The following is a 20,476-nucleotide window of genomic DNA, read 5'->3' on the forward strand; positions in this document are numbered from 1 at the left end:
TTTTGCGTTCCGGCGCCGTCCCGGCCGTCTCGAATGGGACGGCGCCTTTGCATTGCCTGTCTCAGAAGTAGAGTACCTGTGTCGTTCCGGCCCTGCCGAAGCAAATGAAACCGCCGGACGTCGTATTGAACACATTGGGATTATCGCTGCAGTTATTGACGAACTCCTGCGGCGTCATGCCGGTAACATGGCCGTCGAGGAAGGCGAGGTTGAACTTGCCGTTATGGCGGGCGTCATGGTAATAGTCGCCCATCGCCCGGGTGATCAGATAAGTCTGTTTGCCGGCATTGCTCCGGGAATCGGCGATGACGCTGGCTGCGGACGGGCTTTCCACCAGGATCGAATTCAATATCCGGGCATTGCCGCCGGTCGCCAGGGCCGTTTCCGTCATCAGCCCTTTGGTGAGGTTGTACATCGTCTGGGTGCCACCGGAGGCATACACGCCGTAAATATGTTCCAGAAAGCCGCGGGAATCAAGATCGATTTCCAGAGTCGGACAACTGAATTCCTTGGGATCGGTGCTGCAGTAACCGCTCAGTTCCAATGCATCCGCCCAGGTATAACGCCAGTCGCCGTCGTCGTCCTGCTGCTGTATATACAGCGGAATCTTTTCGGTGTTGTCGTTGGCATACATCGTCATATACAGCATCGACTGTTTCAGATTGGAAATGCACTTCGCATTCATCGCCGCCGCCTTCGCTTTGCCCAAGGCCGGCAGCAGCATACTGGCGAGAATGGCGATGATCGCGATTACAACCAGAAGTTCAATAAGTGTGAAGTTGACTCGGTGGTCAGTCCGGTCGGTCAGGTGAGAATTGCGTTTCATGACATTTTTCCTTTCTGCTTGTTCAGAAAATTTCTGTTCTTCTTCGAAAACCGATCCCTTTTACTTATCTTAAACCGCCTCGCGCCGTCCGCTTGAATTCCAGCGGCCGGCATCCGCCGGCAATTCAACTACCAGAACAACTGCTTTCGCCGGCAGATCAACTCGAAATCGCTGTTCAACGGCAGGCCGGCGTCACCGCAGAGCTCGATCAATTCATGCGCGCTTTTCACCTGGTCGCGAATGTGACGGCGGGAAACCTGCTCGGCCTCCTCCACCGCCCGGCGCCGGATACAATCGAGAATCTGCCGGTGATTGTCGAGGGCGATCTCATTGTTGTAGGTCATGAACTGCTCCGGCGAGTACAATTTCGGAAACCGGCAGTTATTTTTCTGCTGCGACAACCGGAATTCCAATTCGAAACAAACCTTGACGGTAAGCCGGAAAAGAACGGTAAAATAACAGAGGTTGTTCGGGCTGGCAAACCGGGAATTCCCGCAGGAGTTGATGATTTCCATATGGAAGTTCAAATCGGCGAAAATCGACTGATTCCGGTCTTTGTTCATCACCGCTTCTCCGAACAGCGTCACCAGGCGCTCCAGGCGCTCCAGCACCAGATCGGAACGATGCTCCGCCAGCCGGCGCGCGGCAATCGGTTCGATGCCTTCCCGCAGTTCGTTCCAGTCGAGCATGTCCTTCAAGGTAAAATTCTTCACCCGATAACCGCAGTAAGGCACATACTCCGCCACGCCCCAGCCGACCGCCTGGCTCAGCGCTTCCCGGACCGACGGCCGGTTGAGGCCGAATTCCTTGGCCAGCACCGACTCCTTCAGCGCTTGGCCGGCCGCCACCTCACCGCTCAGCAGTTTTTTCAACAGCAATTCCTGGGCGAGCACGAAACCGGACTCCTTGGTATCCACACCCCATTCTTCAATTGTTGCGTTGACCGCCATCATGCTCCTTTTTGCGATTGATATTTATCATTATTGTAAAGTATAGCAAATTTTTCGAAAAATTGCAAGCAATTTCTGACTAAAAATTACTTTTTCAGCAATTTTTTTTCACTTGCGCTCAAAAACTCCATTCCCGTCGTCACTCAAACCACAATTCGACCGCCGAAACGCGCGGCGAATTGCCGCCGTTGGCCGCCCCCAGCCCCAGTTGATATTGACAGAAGCGGCTGGCGCCGACCGGGATGTTGACTGTCCGCGAACCGTGAAACGCTTTCTCGCCGTAACTGGCGCCGAACCACGGCGCCCGCCGCAACCGGTCCGGCGTCGCGGCCATCCGCAGCCGCAGCGACACCCAGGTTTTCTTCTGCAATTCGGCGGCAAGGACAATTTCGCACAGCCGGGTGACGCCGGGTGGGATTTCCAGCACTCTGGAGGTAAAATATTCCTCTTCGGAGCCATCGCTGAGGTTATAGGCCGACGCCGTCACCATGCCCAACGGACCGATCGTCGGCAGCCGGACGGTATTTTTCGCTTCAAAACCGTCCGGCCCGTTGTACCAGATTTTCGAGCTGGCGACATGATTGCCGTAGGCGCGGTGATGGCAGACGGCCAGATCAATCCGGCCGTCTCCATCGAAATCGACCGCCATGCAGCCGGCCCCGGAGTGATTGAACAGCCGGGTGCGGCGCTGCACCGAAAAGCCGTCGGCCGAGTTCCAGTAAAGGTAGGCGTCGATGTCGCGCGCCCGGCCGTTGTGATAACTGGTGACGAAGATATCCGGCCGGCCGTCGCCGTTGAAATCGGCGATCACCAGCGAATTGGCGCCGTGAGCCGGCAGCGCGCAGCAGCGCGACTGCGAATAGCCGTCCGGGCCGCCCCAGAAGATCAGCAGGTTGGAATCGAACTTTTCACGTTTGCTGGGCGCGCCGTAACAGCCGACCACCAGATCCAGCCAGCCGTTGCCATTCAAATCGGCCGCCCGCGCACAGCAGGCGCCTTCCACCGGCAGCAAAGCGACATTGTCGCGGGAAAAACCATCCGGACCGCCCCAGAAAATCATTGAATGGCTCGCCATGATCTGCGGCACGAACAAATCCAGATAACCGTCGTTGTTGAAATCCGCCGTATAGAGAAAACGCGGCTGCCCCCAGTTTTTGACATCGAAGGACGGATCGTCCTGGTATCCGGTTTTGCGCGGCGCATATTCCCGGCAGTCCGGGTCCAGATTGATGATCTGCGGCCGCTGTCCGTCGATGCCGTCCGGGCCGCCGCGGAAAATGCGCAACTCCGGATTGAAAAATCCGGTGACGGCGATATCCAGATAACCGCTGTGCCGGAAGTCGCCGACCGCGCTGCCGTGGGCCCGGTAAGTGTCCAGCACCAGCGGTTCGTCCGGCCGGAAACCGTCCGGACCGCCGAAATAGACGAAAGAACCCGGATCGTGCCGCGGCGAACACTCTGCGCTGTTGGTCACCAGCAGATCGGCCCAGCCGTCGTCGTTGAAATCGGCACAAGCCAAATCCACCGCCGAATGGCCGGGCAGCTCAAGGCGGCGGTCGGGGGAAAAACCGCGCGCCGAATTCAGATAAATATAGACCGGCACATCGCCCAACGCCCGGCCGCCCATATTGTTGACGAACACCACGTGATTTTCGCCGGCGATGCGCACCCGGCGCGCCGCCACCGCGTTGTGAGTCGCAAACGAATGGGGGCACTCCTCAATCCTTCCGGCTTCATCGGTCCGGTAGATCAGCGATTCAGTCGTAAACATCGTCTCATTCTGCCCCTGGACCAGTACGATCGCACTGCGGCCATGCCCTTCCAGTTCGATGACCGCGGCCCCGCGCACATTACAGCCCGGCAAAGCCGTCGACCGGGCCGGTGAGAATCCGGCTGCCGAACCGTGCAACACCAGCGAATGCTGGACGGAATCGTCCTCCTGCCGGCAAACCGCCAGCACCAGGTCGTCGTACCTGCCGCTGCCGATCCGGCCGGCAGCGGCATCGACCGCTCCGGCGACCGGCAGGGCAAACGCTTTTTCCACCCTGCGTGCCCGGTCCACCCGAAAGAAAGCCGCCTCCTCCGGCGTCGGCTGAAAACAATAAGCCCGACCGTCGATCGTCACTATGGCGGCCCGCCAGCCGGGACAGAAGGCCCGTTTCGCCGCCGTAGTCAGCGACTGCATCCGGCTTTCCGGCCATTCGTCGGTGCCGAGTTCGGTGTAACAGTCGGCGGAGAGGCCGTTCGGCCCGCCCCAGTAAATGCGCGGTCCGCCGGAACGCATCCGCAAATAAAGTTCGGCGCAGCCGTCGCCGTCGAGATCGGCGGCTGCCATGCTCAAGCATTCCAGCGTCAGATCGCGGAAGCCGTCGGCGGCGAAACCGGAAGCCGTCGCCTTGAACATCCGCAGCCGCTCCGGGTTGCACAGAACGATTTCCAACTGGCCGTCACCGTCGAAGTCGGCGGCAACCACGCCAAGCGCATCGGGCAGATAGAGTTCGGTTTTCCGATTCTCGTCGAAGCCGTCCGGACCGCCCCAGTAGATGAAGGAGGAGACATCCGCCGAAGCGCCGTCGCTCTGGTTGGCGACGATCAGTTCCTCATGGCCGTCGCCATTCAAATCCGCCGCACAGACATCAAACGCTCCCAGCGCCGGCAGCGAACGCAATTGCGGTTCTTCAAACGGATGCCCCACCAGTCCCAGCGGCGGGCACTCGTCGATCTCCTGGCCATTGGCGAAAAACGCGTCGGCATAGCCGCTCTGCGTGACGTCGAAGCGATGAATCCGCTGCAGGATACCCCGCCTGGAAACATAAATATTCTGTCCGCCGTTGCCGAAAATCCCCTGCCTGAACTCTTCAAACGAAGCATCGCCGATTCTTTTCCGTTTCATCCAAAGCTCCCTGGCTTGCTGCAAAAACTTGTATCGGATATTCCCTGTATCGGCTAGTATAGCAAATTATTTTAAAAATTGCAAGCAATTTTTGTATAAAGTTTACTTTTTCTTTGAATTTTTGGCCATTTATGCCGTCAAACCCGATACGGTATCGTTGCATCGCCGGCAATCACTCCGTATATTATCCCGTTCATTTTCAGAAAGGACTGGTTTTCATGTTTTCCTCCACTGCGGCCCTGCTGGCGGAAGTCCGGCGGCAACTGGCCAAAGATATGAATTGCAGAGAAGAAGATTTCCGGCGCGACGGCACCGTGTTCTGCGAGGCCGCCCTGCACCCGGAACGCCGTTTATTCGACCGGCAGCAGCCGTACGCCGAAGCGGCCACGATGGGCAATGGGATCGTCGTTTCTGCCGAAGCCGCAATTCTGCCCCGCCTGAAAACGGCGTTGAAAGATTTGTCCAGAGACGATCTATTTGCTTCGCCGTGGTTCAGCGGCCATTCGCTTTACTATCTGCCGGACTGCCGGATTCTCCGTCCATTGCCCTGTCCGGCCGGCTTCCGGCTCCATTGGGCGGAAGGCAGCTCCATCGTCCAACTCTATCGGCATCCGGGTTTTCACAACGCCATCCAATATGACCGCAACCATCCCCGGCCCGATACACTGGTCATTTATGCCGACAATGCGGACGGCATCGCCGGCATGGCCGGCGCGTCCGCCGACAGCGCGACGATGTGGCAGATCGGCATCGACGTGGAACCGCGCCACCGGCGGAGCGGACTGGCCGGCTGCCTGGTCAGCAGGTTGGCCGCAGCGATTCTCGAACGCGATATCGTTCCCTATTACGGAACGGCTTCGTCGAACATTCCTTCCCAGGCAACGGCTCATCGCAGCGGTTTCCGTCCGGCCTGGATGTGCACTTACCGGAATACGCTGACTTGAAAAAACAACGCGGCCGGCACAACCCGGGCGTTCGCCCGGAAATTGCCTGAATGGGGAATCGAAACAGGGGAATCGGCGTCAATAATTTTTCTTTTTGCGCAAAATGCACATCGAATTGCAGCGCGGGCAACGGGTGATGTTGGAATCGTCTTCGAACAAGAAAACATACCGGCAATGGTCGCAGGAGAACAACCGGCCTTTGCTCAACTGCAAATCGTAACCGCGCTTCAGCCGCCACAACTCCCGCACCCACAAAATACCGATCGTCACCAGCCAGGCGAGCAGGTAAAACAGCAATCCCCCGGCCAAATCCATTCCGATTAACATTTCGATCACTCCTCACGCCATTGAATGCGCACTTCCTGATTTTCATCGGCGCCGGCAAGTTCCGGCTGCTGCAGCAACAGCCGGATTGCCAGTTGTTCCTGCGCCGGAGCGCCGTTGGACTCACTCACTTCATACCGCAACATGCCGGCCGCCCGGGCCGGATAAAACCGAATCACCGAATAACTGCCTCCGGCCGCGGACTCTTCAAATGTTTCCGGCGGCACCGGCAAGTTCCACGGCCGCCCGTTCAAGCTGAAACGCGGCAGCGATGCTTTCACCGCCGGCGGCGGCTGCAGCAAAGCGACCGTGGCCGCCCGATAACCGGCCAGCCGCGCCGGCACCGACGGCACCGACGGCAATTGCGGCAGCCGGCCGAAACCGATGGCCGGCCGCGGTTCCGGCTCCGCCAGCGGCAATTTCGCCGCATGGCCGGGCAGCGCTTCGCGGAATGCCGCCTCCTGCCGCACTGCACTGTAGGTATATTTCCGGTCCGGCCGGGAAATCAAGGCCGGATCGTGGTAGGTCAGCCAATTGTCCCAGAATTGCCGTTCTTCTTCCGGCAGCGCCGCCAGGTTCAGCATCATCACCGGTTTGCGCTCGGCGCCGGCCGCTTCCGCGATGCGCGGCGCATACCGGAACAGTCCCAGCAGGATCAGGTGAAACAATACGACAATGCCGACCGCTTCGCAAATGATGCGGCGATGAAATTTCTGTTGTTTCGCTTTGATCTCTTCAGCGTTCATTGGGATTGAAAATGGTTTCGCCGCGGTCCTGCGGCGGCATCGTCGCGATGAAGGTGGACAAATTGGCCCGTTCCGCCATCGCCATGATTTTGGCAATCGTTCCGAACGGCACCTGTTTGTCCGCCCGGATAATCACGGTGTTCATATTCGAAACCGTCCGGACCATGCCGAGCTCCTCCGGCAATTTCTCCCAGGAAACCGGCCGGTCGTTGAAATAGATTTCGGTCCCGTTCTCCGTATAGGCCACGGTGATGCTGAATTTTTCCAATCCGACCGAACCGGTTGCCCCGACCGGCGGCAAATCGACGGCTATGCCGGAAACCTGTACGAAAGAGCTCGACAGCATGAAAAAAATCAATAACAGAAACATCACATCCACCACCGGCGTCAAATCCGGACGCCCCTGAAAGGCGTGCAGCCGGCTGCGCAGCCGGCTGGTGCTGCAATGATAGATTCGCCTTCGCATTTTCAAGCTTCCTCGCCGCTCAACAAATCAACGTTGTTCTCGCTGGCCGTCGACAGATTGCTGACCCGGGTCAAAGCTTCGTCATTCTTGCTGTGATATTGGAAAAAGCCCAGGATGGTCGATTCGGCTTTTTCCATGTCCAGCGTCATCGTATTGACGCGGGCCAGCAGATAGTTGTGCGCCACATAACAGGGAATCGCCACCGCCAGCCCGGCGGCGGTGGTAATCAGCGCCATATTGATCGAACCGGATAACTGGGTGGCGTTCAAATAGACGCTCTGGGTGTCGTGGATGGTCTGGAACGCGCGCATCATGCCCAGCACGGTACCGAGCAGGCCGAGCAGCGGAGCGATATAACCGACGGTGCCGAGGATGTTCAGATGCCGTTCCAGTTTCGGCACCTCCTCCAGGTTGGCGTCTTCGATCGCCCGTTCCAGATCCTCGTCGCCCCGTTCATAGGCCAGAATCGCCGCGGAGAGCACCCGGGCCACCGGCCCCGGCGTGTTGTCGCACAAACTGATCGCCTCAACGAAACCGTTGCGCTTCAAGACATTGTTCAAGCCCTTCAGCAATTCGCGCACGTTGATCTGTTCGCGGTGGAACTGCAGCCATTTTTCCAGAAAAACATACATCGCAATCAAACTGCAAACCAAAATGAGCCACATCACCGGCCCGCCATCGTTCATCAATTGCAAAAACAACATCGTTTTTTCTCCTGTGTCGTTTCATTCATTCAAAGCTGATACTGCCGGTTGATTGCCGCTTCCCAGGCGTCGAAATCCTCGCCGGTGTTCAAGTCGAGCTGCCGCATCAGCCGGATCAGTTTGATCGCCTGCTGCGCCCCTTCCGGCGTCCTGGACGCCAACGCCAGGTTTACCGCCGCATAGCCAGCCTTGGCCACCCACGGCGCGGCATACTCCTGCTCCTGCCGCTTCCAGTCCAGCGCCAGGTACAGCAGCTCGTCGTAAAGCTTCGCCGCCTCTTCCGGCTTCTGCTCCAGTTCCCGGCACACTCCGAGCTTGTAAATCGTCTGCGCCCGCAGAAAGGAATCCAGCGCCTCATCCGCCAGCAGCGCCTGGTAATCGGCGACCGCCTGCTGCAACTGTTCGGGCTGTTTATCCCGGGCATACAAACTGTAATTGCAATCCGCCGTCCGGCCGCGGGCGGCCCGGGCAAAGGCCGTATCCGGCCGTAATTCGGCCGCCTGCCGGTAAAATTCGGCCGCCGCCGCGTAGTCCGCTTCCAAACTGGCCAGATCGCCGGCCAGGAAGAACGCTTCCGCCCGGATCGGATCCTGCGGATATTTTTCCAGCAGCTCCTTGAGCAGCACCAACGCTTTGCCGTTTTCGCCGTTCTTGCCGGCCACCACCGCCTGGTCGTACAGGATCTGCGGCAGCAGCTCCGGCTGGCGGCGCCTGGCCTGGTCGTACATCTCCTGCAGCAGGGTCTGCGCCTCTTTGAAGCGACCGGCACTTTTCAGAAAATCCACCCACCAGAATTGCGCCGCCGGGGTAAATTTGGAATCGGGATAGCGCTTCAGCAACTGCTGCATCAACTCCAGCATCGCATTGCTGTCCTCGAGAAAATAAGCGCAATGCTGCGCCTGATAAAGCGCATCCGGCGCCAGATCGTTGTCCGGGTAGTCGGCCGCGAATTTCCGGAACGCCGCTTCGGCTTCGGCATAATTCCGCAATTTGAACTCGATCGATCCGATCGCATAACGGGCCGGCGGCGTGAACGCGCCGGCGGGATAGGCGGCCACGAAGGCCTGATAATCCTTCAACGCTTCCGGCAGCCGGTTCAATTTCTCCTCCAGCAGCGGTTTGAGGTAGGCGCTTTCCAACCGGTAAGCCTCCACCGCGCTTTCGGCCAATTTCCCGGTCAGCAGCAAAGCCGGTTCGAAATTGTTCAATTTCAAATGGGCTTGAATCATCCAGTAGATGCCGCGGTCGCGCCATTCGCCCTCGGCTTCCAGCAGCTTGCCGAGCGGTTCAAGCGCTTTTTGATACTCCCCGCTGTTGAAATAAAACTCTCCCAACCGGAAACTGGCGGTGTCCCGCGCCTCCGGCGTCGTCGCCTGCGCGCCGGCGTATTCGAGGAACCGGACCGCCCCCGCCCGGTCGCCGCGTTCCGCACAGACCTGGGCGGCATCGTAAGCCGCGGCCAGGCGAATCGGCTCCGGCAATTTCAAATCCTCGGTCAATTGCCGGTAAAGCGTCAGCGCCTCCTCCGGCTGGCCGGCCGAAACGTGCAATTTCGCCAATTGCAGCCGCAGCTCAAGCGCTTCCGGATCGGCCGGATAAAACGTCAGGTATTTCCTGAAATACTCAATGGCCTCGGCCGTCTGTTTCAAGTTCACCGCCGCGTTGATCAACTGCCGCAGGGTATCGCGGCGGTCGGTTTCGGTCGGCGCGTAATCAAACGCCGTCTCCAAGTAGGCCAGCGCCTCCGGCGACGGCTGATTGGTCAAAAAATGTTCCGCCAAATCGCGGTTGATCCGGTAATATTGCAAATTCGGTCTGGCCGGCGCCGCAAACTGGGAATACAGTTGTTTGAGCTCCGAAAAACGCCGTTCCCCGACCATCTGGCTCATCTCCAGCAACTGCAGATTCTCCGGCAGCGGCTGGTCGGCATATTGCCGCTTCAAGGTATCCAGCAGTTTCCGGCTGTCCGCCAGGTTGCCGCTGGCGATCTGGGCGTACAAATCCTGGCACTGGGCGGTAAATTCGTAATTGGTGCCGGCCGCCGCCTTGATCAACTGCACATAAGTCTGGTTGGCTTCCAGAAATTTCTGCTGCTGCAGCAGCGCGAATCCCAGCGCCGACAGCAATTTGAACTGCAATTCTCCTCCCGGAGCCGCTCCCGCTTCCCTGTCGAGTTGCCGCAGCCGGCTTTCGGCGGCGGCGTATTCCTGCTTCAACAACAGCCGGTCCACCTCCAGCAACGCCAGTTCCAGATCGTTTTCATTCGGATTATTTTTCCGGTATTCGGCAATTTCCGCCGCCGCCACTTCGAGTTGCCCGGCCTGCAGCAACGCGGCGACCAGGTGCCGGACGGCATCCAGCTCCGCCGGATGATTGCCGGCGGCCTCCGCTTTGTATTCGCGGTAAAAATCGACCGCCCGGTCGAAATCGCGGTTGGCAAACGCCGCGTCTCCCATCCGCCGCTTCTGATAGTCGGCCGGCTGCGGCATTGCCGGCGCTGGCGTTGGCGCCGGAGCAACGTTTTCCGCCGCGGCGCTGCCGGCCAGAAACAACAACACGACCGCCGCGAACCTTCCGCCGCGGCGGCCGGAGCCTCCGGTTGCCGATGGTAATTTTTTCTTCATACTGTCAATATTTCACCCGGCCGCCCGGACGGATCGGCCCGGACGGCAGCCGGCACCGCCGGCTCACAGCTCTCCGGCGGGCTCGCCGGCCGGCATCGCAACGCCGGCCTCCGCCGCCGGCTCGGCCTCTTCGGATGTCCCTTTCAGTTTTTCCCGAATCTTCTGCAGCAGCTTTTCCTGCAGCTCCGGGCTCTTGTCCAGATAGGCTTTGGTCTGTTCTCGTCCCTGGGCAAGCTGTTCGCCGCCGAACGAGAACCAGGACCCGCGCTTTTCGACCACATTCAAATCGCAGGCGACATCCAGAATCGACCCGGCCCGGGAAATGCCTTCGGAATAATTGATGTCGAATTCGGCAATCCGGAACGGCGGCGCCATCTTGTTCTTGATCACTTTGACCCGGGTGCGGTTGCCGACCACTTCGCCGGCCGGATCTTTGATCGCCGCAATTTTCCGGATATCCATCCGGACCGAAGCGTAAAATTTCAGCGCATTGCCGCCGGTCGTCGTTTCGGGATTGCCGAACATCACGCCGATTTTTTCGCGGATCTGGTTGGTGAAAATCACACAGGTCCGGCTTTTGCTGGCCGCCCCGGTCAATTTGCGCAGCGCCTGAGACATCAACCGGGCCTGCAACCCCATGTGGGAATCGCCCATCTGCCCCTCGATTTCCGCTTTCGGCACCAGCGCCGCCACCGAATCGACCACCAGCACGTCGATCGCATTGCTGCGGATCAGCGCGTCGGCAATGTTCAACGCATCCTCCCCGCAATCCGGCTGGGAAATCAGCAACTCGTCGGTATTGACGCCGATTTTCTTGGCGTACCCCGGATCGACGGCATGTTCGGCATCGATGATCGCGCAGGTGCCGCCGGCCCGCTGGGCGTTGGCGATGACGTGCAGACACAAGGTGGTCTTGCCGGAGGATTCCGGTCCGAAAATTTCAATGATCCGGCCGCGCGGCACGCCGCCGATTCCCAGCGCGATATCCAATGCCAGCGCGCCGGTGCTGATCGTGGCGACATCGTTGAAACGATTGGTGGTATCGCCGAGCCGCATGATCGTGCCCTTGCCGAATTCTTTTTCAATCTGGGCCAGGGTAATATCCAGATTCCGGTTGCGTTCGAGGTTCCTGTCTTTCTCTTTCGGTTCGGCCATTTTTATCCCAATCCTATAGGTTAAATATCCAGATTCTTAACGCCGCTGGCGTACTTTTCGATATATTCGCGGCGCGGCTCGACGACATCGCCCATCAGCAGCGTGAACATCCGTTCCGCTTCCACCGCATCCTCCATCGTCACCTTGATCATCTTGCGGTTCCTGGGATCCATCGTCGTCTCCCAGAGCTGTTCGGCATTCATTTCACCCAGGCCCTTGTAACGCTGCAGGTAAATCCCGCGGCTACCGTTTTCGCGCACCTGATTGAACAGCCCCTGCAGCGAATTGATCGCATGCGGCACGCCGTCGGCATCGAACACTTCGAACCGCGTCAGGTCGCCGGCGAACACCTGGGTCGGCGCGATGTTGAATGCCTTCAATTTCTCACAGACATTGAATGTCGCTTCCGCTTCGTAAATGTTCACGACATCGATCGGCGAGGTCTGGAAAATATCGGGCATCTCGCCGTTTTCAATGCTGGTCATCGCCGCGCTCGGCTCCAGGCTCAGCCGCTCTTCAGCCGCCTTGATGCAGAGCGCCTCTTCCTCCGAAGAATAAACCAGCGTTTCGGTATTGGTCCCGTCAAGCTCCCGGACGTTGATCTGGGCAATCGGAAAACGGCCGTCCTCCGATTGCCGGTCGAAATAATGCGCCGGCTCCAAGCCGATCCGCCGCAAATTCGACGCGATCTGATTGCACTCGTTATAGAGACCGATCAATGCCTTGATCTGTTCGATGTCCAGCAGTTCACCGACGGCATTTTTCACCGTCAGGTCGTTACAGCCCAATTCGATCAGATAAGCGTCGAGCTGTTCGTCGGTGTCGATGTAGCGTTCCTGCTTGCCGCGCTTGACCTTATACAGCGGCGGATTGGCGATGTAGACGTAACCGGCGTTGATCAGCGGCTTCATCTGGCGGTAGAAAAAAGTCAGCAGCAGCGTACGGATATGCGAACCGTCGACGTCGGCATCGGTCATGATGATGATGCGGTGATAACGGGACTTGCTGACATCGAAATCCTCGTCGCCGATCCCGCAGCCGAACGCCGCCGCCATCGACTGGATTTCCTTGTTTTGCAACACCTTATCCAGCCTTGCCTTTTCGACGTTGAGCAATTTGCCGCGAATCGGCAGAATCGCCTGGAAGGAGCTGTCGCGCCCCTGTTTGGCGGACCCGCCGGCGGAATCACCCTCGACGATGTAAATTTCGCACTCCGCCGGATTGCGGCTCGAGCAGTCCGCCAGCTTGCCCGGCAGCGAAAAGCCTTCCAGCGCGCCTTTGCGCTGCACCAGCTCCCGCGCTTTGCGGGCCGCTTCCCGGGCCCGGGCCGCGGTCATCGCCTTGAGGATGATATCCTTGGCCGTCTGCGGATTCTCTTCAAGGAAAGTGCCCAAATTGTCGTTGATCACCGATTCGACGATGCCGCGGACGTCGCTGTTGCCGAGTTTCGTCTTGGTCTGCCCCTCGAACTGCGGGTCCGGCAATTTGACGCTGATGACGGCCACCAGCCCTTCGCGGGTATCGTTGCCGGTCATCGCCTTGTCATTTTTCAACATGTTGTTCGTCTTGGCATAAGCGTTGATCGTCCGGGTCAACGCGCCCTGGAACCCGGTCAGGTGCGTGCCGCCCTCGATCGTGTTGATGTTGTTCGCATAACTGAAAATATGCTCGGCAAAGCCGTCGTTGTACTGCATGGCCAATTCGACGTCGATGCCGTCCTTTTCGCGGTGGAAGTAGATCACCTCCTGATGCAGCAGCACTTTGTTGGCATTCAAATGCTTGACGAATTCGCAGATGCCGCCTTCATAATGAAAAATCTCTTCCCGCGGCTTTTCGCCCTCCGGCACCCGTTCGTCGATCAGCGTGATGTGAATGCCGCGGTTGAGAAACGCCAGCTCGCGCAGCCGGGTCGCCAGAATGTCCCACACGAAAACCGTGTCGGAAAAAATTTCCGGATCCGGCCAGAAACTCACCATCGTACCGCGCTTGTCGGTGTCGCCGAGTTTCGTCAACGGCGAAACGGTAACACCGCGGGCGAACTTGATTCCCCAGCGGGCGCCGTCGCGGCAAACCTCCACTTCCATTCTGGTGCTCAACGCATTGACGCAGGAGACGCCGACGCCGTGCAGGCCGCCGGAAACCTTGTAGGAGTTGTGGTCGAATTTGCCGCCGGCGTGCAATACGGTCAGGACGACTTCCACCGCCGGCTTGCCTTCGCCTTCATGCAGATCAACCGGAATGCCGCGGCCGTCGTCAATGACGGTAATGCTGTTGTCGCCGTGAATGACCACCTTGATCCGGCTGGCGTAACCGGCCAGCGCCTCGTCGATACTGTTGTCCACCACTTCGTACACCAGATGGTGCAAACCGCGCTGCCCGGTGTCGCCGATATACATGCTCGGACGCATCCGCACCGCTTCCAATCCTTCCAGCACCGTAATTTTACTGGCGCTGTACTCGTTGGACTCATCCGGCGTCGTTTTCAAATCATCAATCTCTGCCATAGGAACTCTTTCTCCAGAAAACCTTACTCTGGGCCCGTTAATTTTTTTCATAAAATTTTACTTGGTAAGATACACCACAAGCCCGTCTTTTTCAAGTAAAAAGCGTCGGATCGCCACCAAGAAAATCCGGATAAAAACAGCGAAAAAAAATCAATCCGGAACCACGCACTCCGCCGCATCGACGATTTTGTCGAGCAGCGCCGGGTAATCGCCGAGTTTCGCTTCCTCCGCCAGCGCCTTGTCGACCGGCACCGCCGTCGCCGGGCTGTCGGGAGCGAACACGGTACAACTGTCCGGCACCTGCTGCCGCGAAAGTTCGAACGTGCCGATCGCTTCGGCATAACGGACCGAATCGAGCTTATCCAGCCCGACCAGCGGCCGCAGCACCAGCAGCGACGTCGCCGCGCCGATGGTTCCCATATTGACCAGGGTCTGCGACGCGACCTGACCGAGCGATTCGCCGGTCAGCAAAGCCAGGCACCGGGTGCGCCGGGCGATCCGCTCGCCGATCCGGAACATCATCCGCCGGTACAAAACCGTCCGCAGCCGCGGATTGCAGTTGTCGCGAATCGCCTTCTGCAGCTCGGCAATGTTGCACAGATACAGCCGGCCGGACTGCTGAAAACCATTCAGATAACCGGCGATCCGCCGGATTTTGTCCGTCGTTTCCGGCGGCGTATAAGGTGCGCTGTGGAACGCCAGAAAATCGACGTTGGAACCGCGCTTCATCGTCAGGTAACAGGCCACCGGCGAATCGATGCCGCCGGACAGCAGCGCCAATACCCGGTCGTTGCTGCCGACCGGCAGGCCGCCCGGCCCTTTCCAGGATTCGAAAAACAGAATGGCAAATTCATCGCGCACTTCGCAGCCGACGGTCAATTCCGCGTCATCCAGATTGAGCCGGAGGTTGTCGGCGCCGAACAGATCGCCGATCACCGTCGCCAGCTCGATCTCGATCTGCTGGGAACGCAGCGGAAAAGTTTTATCGCTGCGCCGGGCCCGGACCCGGAACTCCACCGGCGATTTTTCGGCCAAAACCGGCTGGAAAACCGCCGGCGCCGCCGTCCGCAACGCCGCCGTCAACTCCGCCATGACCGGCGCCGTTTTGATCGCCGGCGAAGCCGACTCCAGACCGAACGCCCTGGGCAGCTGCCGGCGGCAGAAGGCCAGTTCTTCCGGTGAAAACGCCGAATGATCTTTGTGCTCGATCCAGACCCGGCCGCGAATCCGGGCGATTCTGATCTCGGAGAGCTCGCGCAGCAAATAGTACAAATTATCCACAAGTCGCCGTTCAAACATTCCCCGGTTGTTGCCTTTGATCGCAATTTCATGATAACGGCAAATGATCGCATTGTACATCTTGACGCTTTCCTTCTCCACTGGTTTTGTCAGGCATTCCGGACTGGAATTTCTCGAGCGGCTTTTCTGCCCGGCGGCAGAAGAATAATATAGACTGCCGCCGAATAAATTACAATGCCGCGATCTTGCAATTGTCCCGAATCGAAATTATATTAATCTCCAGGTGATTCCAGTGCAATGAAGCCGGTGAAAATCCGGGACTATCGCGTAACTGTGAGCGGCGTGAGCCGCAAGTCAGAGCTTGCCGGAATCAAAGTCGAATCGGCTGATTTCCGCGCCAGAAATCGATTCGGCGGGCACCCGACATCAACGGATGGCCTGTCGGTTCTTTCGGGGCGGGAAAACGCCGGTTCAGGTGCGCGCCACACTGAAAAACGAAAGGACGAATTCTCATGCTGCGCATTGTTTCCGGAAATTCCACGACAGGGCGAACCGGAAGTTTCACTTTGATTGAACTTCTGGTCGTCATCGCCATCATCGCCATCCTGGCCAGCATGTTGCTGCCGGCGTTGAGCAAAGCCAAAGCCAAAGCCCACGCCATTCTGTGCGTCAGCAATTTAAAACAGCTCGGCCTGAGCAACCTGATGTACGCGATCGATTCGAACGATTATCTGGTTCCCTACGCCACCGATATGATGACGACGAACCGCCACCGCTGGCATGGCGTCTCCGATACTTCCAGTTCCGGCGACGACGCCGACTACGACGCCTCGCGCGGTCCGCTGGCGAGCTATCTGGGCGGCACCGGCCGGGTGAACGAATGTCCGTCGATGACGGTGCCCGGCAACATCCAGGCTTTCGAGCGCGGCTGCGGCGGCTTCGGTTACAATACGATGGTCGGCACCTTGTTCGAAGGTTACAGCGACGAGGCATTTTCCGCCGGCCACAAAACGGTGAAGATCAATTCTTCCAGCCGGAAGATCATGTTCGCCGACTCCGGCATCCCGGTCAGTTCCTCCGGCGGCTGGGGAGAAGATTTGATGGGTTACAGTTCGTCGATCGAACCGGCCGGCGGTGTCTACCAGATGTGGCCGACGATGCATTTCCGCCACAACGACCGCGCCAACATCATCTTCTGCGACGGCCACGTCGAACCGATGACGATGGTGTCGACCAAAGGCAATTACGGCACGCTCTGGAACTTGGGGCATCCCTGCACCAACGATGACGAAGGCCGGGCGGAGTTTTACGATCCGGACAAATAATATTTTCAATGAATTGCGTACGAAACGGAGCCTTTTGACGAAAGGAGCTTATTCTCCCGCGCCTTTTTCCGCACTGGCTTGCCCGCCCGGAAAAAGGCTGTTTTTTATGGCTGAAAAGCATTTGGACAGGAAGACTGGCCATGGCAAAATACAGAATTGCTTCGTTACCAGGCGGCCTGGCGCAGTCATCGCCTGTGTCAAAAATCGTTGCAGTGCCTGAGCTTTCGGATCAACCTCTCGTCGCCAGGCCGGTTAAATCTGCTCATGTCGCCCGTCTCTTGTTTCTGTGTTATATCTCGTTGTGAATTACCGTCTTTATGCATCCTCCAGGATGAAGTATCGCACATTTTTGATGTCGCCGAAAAAAAAACTGTTGGACCGCCTCCGGCGAAAAAATAAATTTTCTACGGCACTCGGATTTTGCGGATTTATATGGGGTTCGTAAACAGTTTGAAACCTCTTGAATTCTTTCACGGCCCCCTGTGCTTCCGCACAATACGGGTTGGCTGCCGACCGGCTTCGCCAGACCGTTTCCCGGGTCCTGCCGTGTCATCCGAATGAAAGTCGCCTGAGGCGCGGAACGGCCGGAATCGTGCAGCTGTCCGGTTTTCAAGGCAGCCGCAGCAGGACGATGCCGGCCAGACAGAGCAGGATGCCGCCCCAGGCCAACCAGGCCAGCCGTTCCCGCCGGACCAGCCGGCAGTAAAGGGTGAAAAAACCGATGCTTCCGCCGACGGCCACCGGATAGACGATCGCTTCCATGCCGTGCGGGGACAACACATCCAGCGCCCAATAGAGCAGGAACTGGCCGGCCATGACGACGGCGCCGTAAAGCACGCCCCAGGCCCATAATTGCCGTGTCAGCGGCAGTTTTCGCTTCCATACCGGTAGAATCCATATCACCCCGCCCAACGAACTCAGCGGCAGCCGCCAGGCCAGCGCCGCCCCGCTCAGTTGGAGACCGTTCGGAATCAGCGTCAGGCTCTGCTGGCAGCCCAGCAGCAGAAAAGCGGCCAGCGCCCACCACGGGAAACGACGCCGGCCCTCCTCGGCCTGACGGTTTCCAGCGGCGCCGAGCATTGCCAGCGCCGCCGTCAGTACCGCCAGACCGGTCCATTGCCGCGCCGCCACCGGGTTGTCCAGCAGCAGCCAGCCGGTCAGAAACGGCATGATCAATGCCGCCTGCGAAAAACACCAGACGATGCCGTGCGACCCCTGTTTCATCGCCCTGGCCATGGTGAGGAATCCGCCCTGACCGAGCAGAGCGGCCGGCAGCAGTACGGCGGCGACAATCCCCACTTCGCGCCAGTCGACCGCGAACGGCGGACAGCACAACAGCCAGGTCAGCAGCAGGAACGCTGTCCCGCCGGCGAAAAGGAACGGCGTCATTTCAATCCGGGTCGCCGCCGCCCGGCTGTAAACGATTCCGACCAGTGCCCAGGCGACGGCCACCGCCAGAGTGAGCAGAAAACCGGCAGTCATTCCGGAGAACATTTCATCGTTTCCTTACAGTTGTTCCCGGTATTCCCGGCGGTAACGATAAAAATCCTCCAGCGTTTTGGCCGGCAGTTCGATGTCGCCGAGCACGCTGGAATACGGCATGCCTTCCCGGCGGCGGGCGGGATCCGGATTCCAGTCGTCATGACGGTACTGCTCCCGGACTGTCCGGTCGCGGAAGTCCGGAATTTCGATCGGAATGCCGCCTTGCAGCGCGGAGCGATAGCCGAGGATGCCGATTGAGGTCATGTCGATGGCCTGATAGACATCGATCATCGGCCGGCCTCCGTCGCGGATCGCTTTGGCGAAGAAATAACTGGTGAAGAAATCGCCGCCGTTATGGCCGCACTTTTCGGCCAGCAGCCGGAACTCTTCCGGAAAATTCGGTTTGTAAAAGAGGTTGACCGGTTTGGGCGGATCGAAGTCGAACAGTTCGTGGTGGACGCGCAATTCCGGGTTGCCCTGGTTCATCTCCATCGTTCCCCTGGAACAGCAGAAGCGGTAACGTTCGCCGTGGTCGCGGAGAAAGGCGCACGGCATGATTTTCGCCAGAGCGCCGTTGTCCATCCGGCAGATCAGCAGCGAGGCGAGGTCGGATTTCCGCAGTTGTCCGGTCAGGACCGGATCGTTGAAATCATAGGGAATCGCCAAACCGTTCACCGTCGTCGGCCGGGTGCCGGTAATGTGCATCACCGGTCCCATCGAGTGGGTCGAATAATAGAAGTTGACCGGGAGCCAGCAGCGCCAGTGGTCGGGGCCGCTGGTCAGCGACGCTTTGACGCGCGGCGTGACCGGGTGGATATATTCGGCTTCGCCATAGCGGAATTCGCCCATTTCGCCACTGTCGTAAAGGCGTTTCATCTCCAGCCGTTCCGCCGTGAACGGATAATTTTCCGCGAACATGTAAACCCGGCCGGACGCTTCGACCGCTTCGACCAGTTCGACCGCTTCCGCCATCGTGAACATCGCCATACATTCGCTCATCACGTGTTTGCCGGCGTTCAGCGCTTTGACTGCAGCCCAGACGTGCTGGGTAGCGTAGTTGGCGATCAATACCGCTTCCATGCCGTCATGTTCGAGGAAACGGTCGAAGTCGGTGTAGTAGACCACCGATTCGTCGTTGATCGACGCTTCCGCATGGCGCAGAAGCGGTTCGAACGCATCGCAGACCGCGACAATTTCAAAGCCCGCCGATCGGGCACACAAAGCGACCGCGGCGCCGCGGCCGCCGCCGAACACTCCCAAGGTGATCTTTCGTTCCATCGCTGGTTTCCGTCCTTCTGTTTTTTTCCGCCGTTGGCGGCTTATTTGTCCGCCGGTTTCTAATGTAAATTTGAATTTTTATATTTCAACGCTATTTTTATGATTGAAAATTCTATAAATAACCATAAAATTTCTATTTTTACGACAATGGCCGAATCTTTTACCCTGCTTTCCTGCGGTTGCTATACCTTCGCCCAGAAAGGGGAACAGCTTCTGAACAATTTCATGCTCTCGCTTTCCGTTTCGGGCCTGGCGGCGCGGCAGGTTTATGCGCCCGGCGGCAAGCTGCTGGAATCGTACGACCGGAAGCGCGACGGCAGTTACCCGTACACGCTCTGCCTGCGGCCGCCCGGCGTCCGGCTCCGTTTCGAATTCGATGCGAACCGGGAAAACTGGGTGATTGTGTTCGGAGAAACGCCATTGGAATACCAGGCCGCCACGGGGAGGATTTGGCTGAATCACCGGCAGGAAAAAATTCCTCTGCATGCGTCCTGCCGCCTGGAGGCGGCGGAATTCGACGCGGTCCGGGATGGCTTCCGCCGCATCCGTACGCTGCGGACGGCGGCGCTGCCCGGCGATTTTTACCGTTCCGAACTGATCGCCGGGGAACTTGTCGCCCGGCTGCTGCCGGAGCCGCGTCCGGAAACCTTACCGCCGGAGCAGCAGCTCCGGCTGCTGATTGAGCAGGATGTTCATTGCCGGAAAAAACTCGTCGCACTGGCCCGGCAGGTCGGCCGGCACCGCGATGCGCTGCGCCGGCGGTTCTGCGACGCATTCGGCTGTACGCCGGGCGAATACCGCGACCGGCTGCGGCTGCGGCAGATCGCCGACTGGATGCTGCACAGCGATCTGTCGATGAAGGAAATCGCCGATTTGGCCGGTATGAAGAACGTCTCCCATCTGAATGCTTTTTTCGGCCGTTTGACCGGCGGCACGCCCGGCGCATACAAGCGCGCGCTGCGACAGAACAGCGTTTCTCCGGCGCCGGAGAAACGCTGAGCGATTATGCCGGGAGC

General features: G+C 58.7%; 16 protein-coding genes and 1 riboswitch. Of the genes, 3 read left to right on the forward strand and 13 right to left on the reverse strand.

Features of this window, described 5'->3' with window-relative positions; genetic code table 11:
• Nucleotides 1–61: 61 nt before the first annotated feature.
• The 3 genes from HWX74_RS05960 to HWX74_RS05970 form a co-directional block, all read right to left on the reverse strand.
• Nucleotides 62–826: a prepilin-type N-terminal cleavage/methylation domain-containing protein gene (locus HWX74_RS05960; RefSeq protein ID WP_176012682.1), complete on the reverse strand. Its 765-nt coding sequence runs from the start codon at nucleotides 824–826 to the stop codon at nucleotides 62–64.
• Nucleotides 827–954: 128 nt separating this feature from the next.
• Entirely contained in the window at nucleotides 955–1,776 is an 822-nt protein-coding gene (locus HWX74_RS05965) for a GntR family transcriptional regulator (protein WP_176012683.1), read from the reverse strand.
• Between the two features lie 139 nt (nucleotides 1,777–1,915).
• Complete coding sequence (locus tag HWX74_RS05970) at nucleotides 1,916–4,669, reverse strand: VCBS repeat-containing protein (protein WP_176012684.1); 2,754 nt, start codon at nucleotides 4,667–4,669, stop codon at nucleotides 1,916–1,918.
• Between the two features lie 218 nt (nucleotides 4,670–4,887).
• Here HWX74_RS05970 and HWX74_RS05975 point away from each other — a divergent pair, with 218 nt between their 5' ends.
• Nucleotides 4,888–5,613: a GNAT family N-acetyltransferase gene (locus HWX74_RS05975; protein WP_176012685.1), complete on the forward strand. Its 726-nt coding sequence runs from the start codon at nucleotides 4,888–4,890 to the stop codon at nucleotides 5,611–5,613.
• 78 nt (nucleotides 5,614–5,691) lie between these two features.
• Here the strand turns inward: HWX74_RS05975 and HWX74_RS05980 are convergent, their stop codons facing one another.
• The 8 genes from HWX74_RS05980 to thiI all read right to left on the reverse strand — a co-directional run bounded on the left by HWX74_RS05980 (nucleotide 5,692) and on the right by thiI (nucleotide 15,495).
• A complete protein-coding gene (locus HWX74_RS05980; protein WP_176012686.1) occupies nucleotides 5,692–5,940 on the reverse strand; it encodes a hypothetical protein in 249 nt (82 codons plus the stop codon).
• A gap of 5 nt (nucleotides 5,941–5,945) precedes the next feature.
• Nucleotides 5,946–6,683, reverse strand: a complete 738-nt coding sequence (locus HWX74_RS05985) for a hypothetical protein (RefSeq protein WP_176012687.1) — start codon at nucleotides 6,681–6,683, stop codon at nucleotides 5,946–5,948.
• Entirely contained in the window at nucleotides 6,673–7,149 is a 477-nt protein-coding gene (locus HWX74_RS05990) for a biopolymer transporter ExbD (RefSeq protein WP_176012688.1), read from the reverse strand. Before HWX74_RS05990 ends, HWX74_RS05985 begins: the two co-directional genes overlap by 11 nt.
• Nucleotides 7,150–7,151: 2 nt before the next feature.
• Nucleotides 7,152–7,853, reverse strand: coding sequence for a MotA/TolQ/ExbB proton channel family protein (locus tag HWX74_RS05995; RefSeq protein ID WP_176012689.1), 702 nt, complete (start codon nucleotides 7,851–7,853; stop codon nucleotides 7,152–7,154).
• A gap of 29 nt (nucleotides 7,854–7,882) precedes the next feature.
• A complete protein-coding gene (locus tag HWX74_RS06000) occupies nucleotides 7,883–10,477 on the reverse strand; it encodes a tetratricopeptide repeat protein (protein WP_176012690.1) in 2,595 nt (864 codons plus the stop codon).
• 63 nt (nucleotides 10,478–10,540) lie between these two features.
• Nucleotides 10,541–11,632, reverse strand: a complete 1,092-nt coding sequence (recA, locus tag HWX74_RS06005) for a recombinase RecA (protein WP_176012691.1) — start codon at nucleotides 11,630–11,632, stop codon at nucleotides 10,541–10,543.
• A gap of 20 nt (nucleotides 11,633–11,652) precedes the next feature.
• Entirely contained in the window at nucleotides 11,653–14,136 is a 2,484-nt protein-coding gene (gene gyrB, locus HWX74_RS06010; protein ID WP_176012692.1) for a DNA topoisomerase (ATP-hydrolyzing) subunit B, read from the reverse strand.
• A 150-nt stretch (nucleotides 14,137–14,286) separates the two neighbouring features.
• The gene (gene thiI / locus HWX74_RS06015; RefSeq protein ID WP_176012693.1) at nucleotides 14,287–15,495 is read right to left on the reverse strand and encodes a tRNA uracil 4-sulfurtransferase ThiI; all 1,209 of its coding nucleotides are present in this window, start codon (nucleotides 15,493–15,495) and stop codon (nucleotides 14,287–14,289) included.
• Nucleotides 15,496–15,639: 144 nt separating this feature from the next.
• Nucleotides 15,640–15,759: riboswitch (cobalamin riboswitch) on the forward strand.
• Nucleotides 15,760–15,887: 128 nt separating this feature from the next.
• On the opposite strand from thiI, the gene HWX74_RS06020 reads away from it, so the two are divergent.
• Nucleotides 15,888–16,700 carry a prepilin-type N-terminal cleavage/methylation domain-containing protein gene (locus HWX74_RS06020; protein WP_303048088.1) on the forward strand — a complete coding sequence of 271 codons (813 nt, stop codon included), beginning with the start codon at nucleotides 15,888–15,890 and terminating at the stop codon, nucleotides 16,698–16,700.
• Between the two features lie 609 nt (nucleotides 16,701–17,309).
• Here the strand turns inward: HWX74_RS06020 and HWX74_RS06025 are convergent.
• Nucleotides 17,310–18,194, reverse strand: coding sequence for a hypothetical protein (locus HWX74_RS06025; protein WP_176012695.1), 885 nt, complete (start codon nucleotides 18,192–18,194; stop codon nucleotides 17,310–17,312).
• 12 nt (nucleotides 18,195–18,206) lie between these two features.
• Nucleotides 18,207–19,460: a Gfo/Idh/MocA family protein gene (locus tag HWX74_RS06030; protein WP_176012696.1), complete on the reverse strand. Its 1,254-nt coding sequence runs from the start codon at nucleotides 19,458–19,460 to the stop codon at nucleotides 18,207–18,209.
• Nucleotides 19,461–19,607: 147 nt separating this feature from the next.
• Here HWX74_RS06030 and HWX74_RS06035 point away from each other — a divergent pair, with 147 nt between their 5' ends.
• Nucleotides 19,608–20,459 (forward strand): AraC family transcriptional regulator, encoded by an 852-nt coding sequence (locus HWX74_RS06035; protein ID WP_176012697.1) that lies wholly within the window; start codon nucleotides 19,608–19,610, stop codon nucleotides 20,457–20,459.
• Nucleotides 20,460–20,476: the final 17 nt, after the last annotated feature.

This window comes from Victivallis sp. Marseille-Q1083 (assembly GCF_903645315.1).
In the GTDB taxonomy this organism is placed as follows: Bacteria; Verrucomicrobiota; Lentisphaeria; order Victivallales; family Victivallaceae; genus UMGS1518.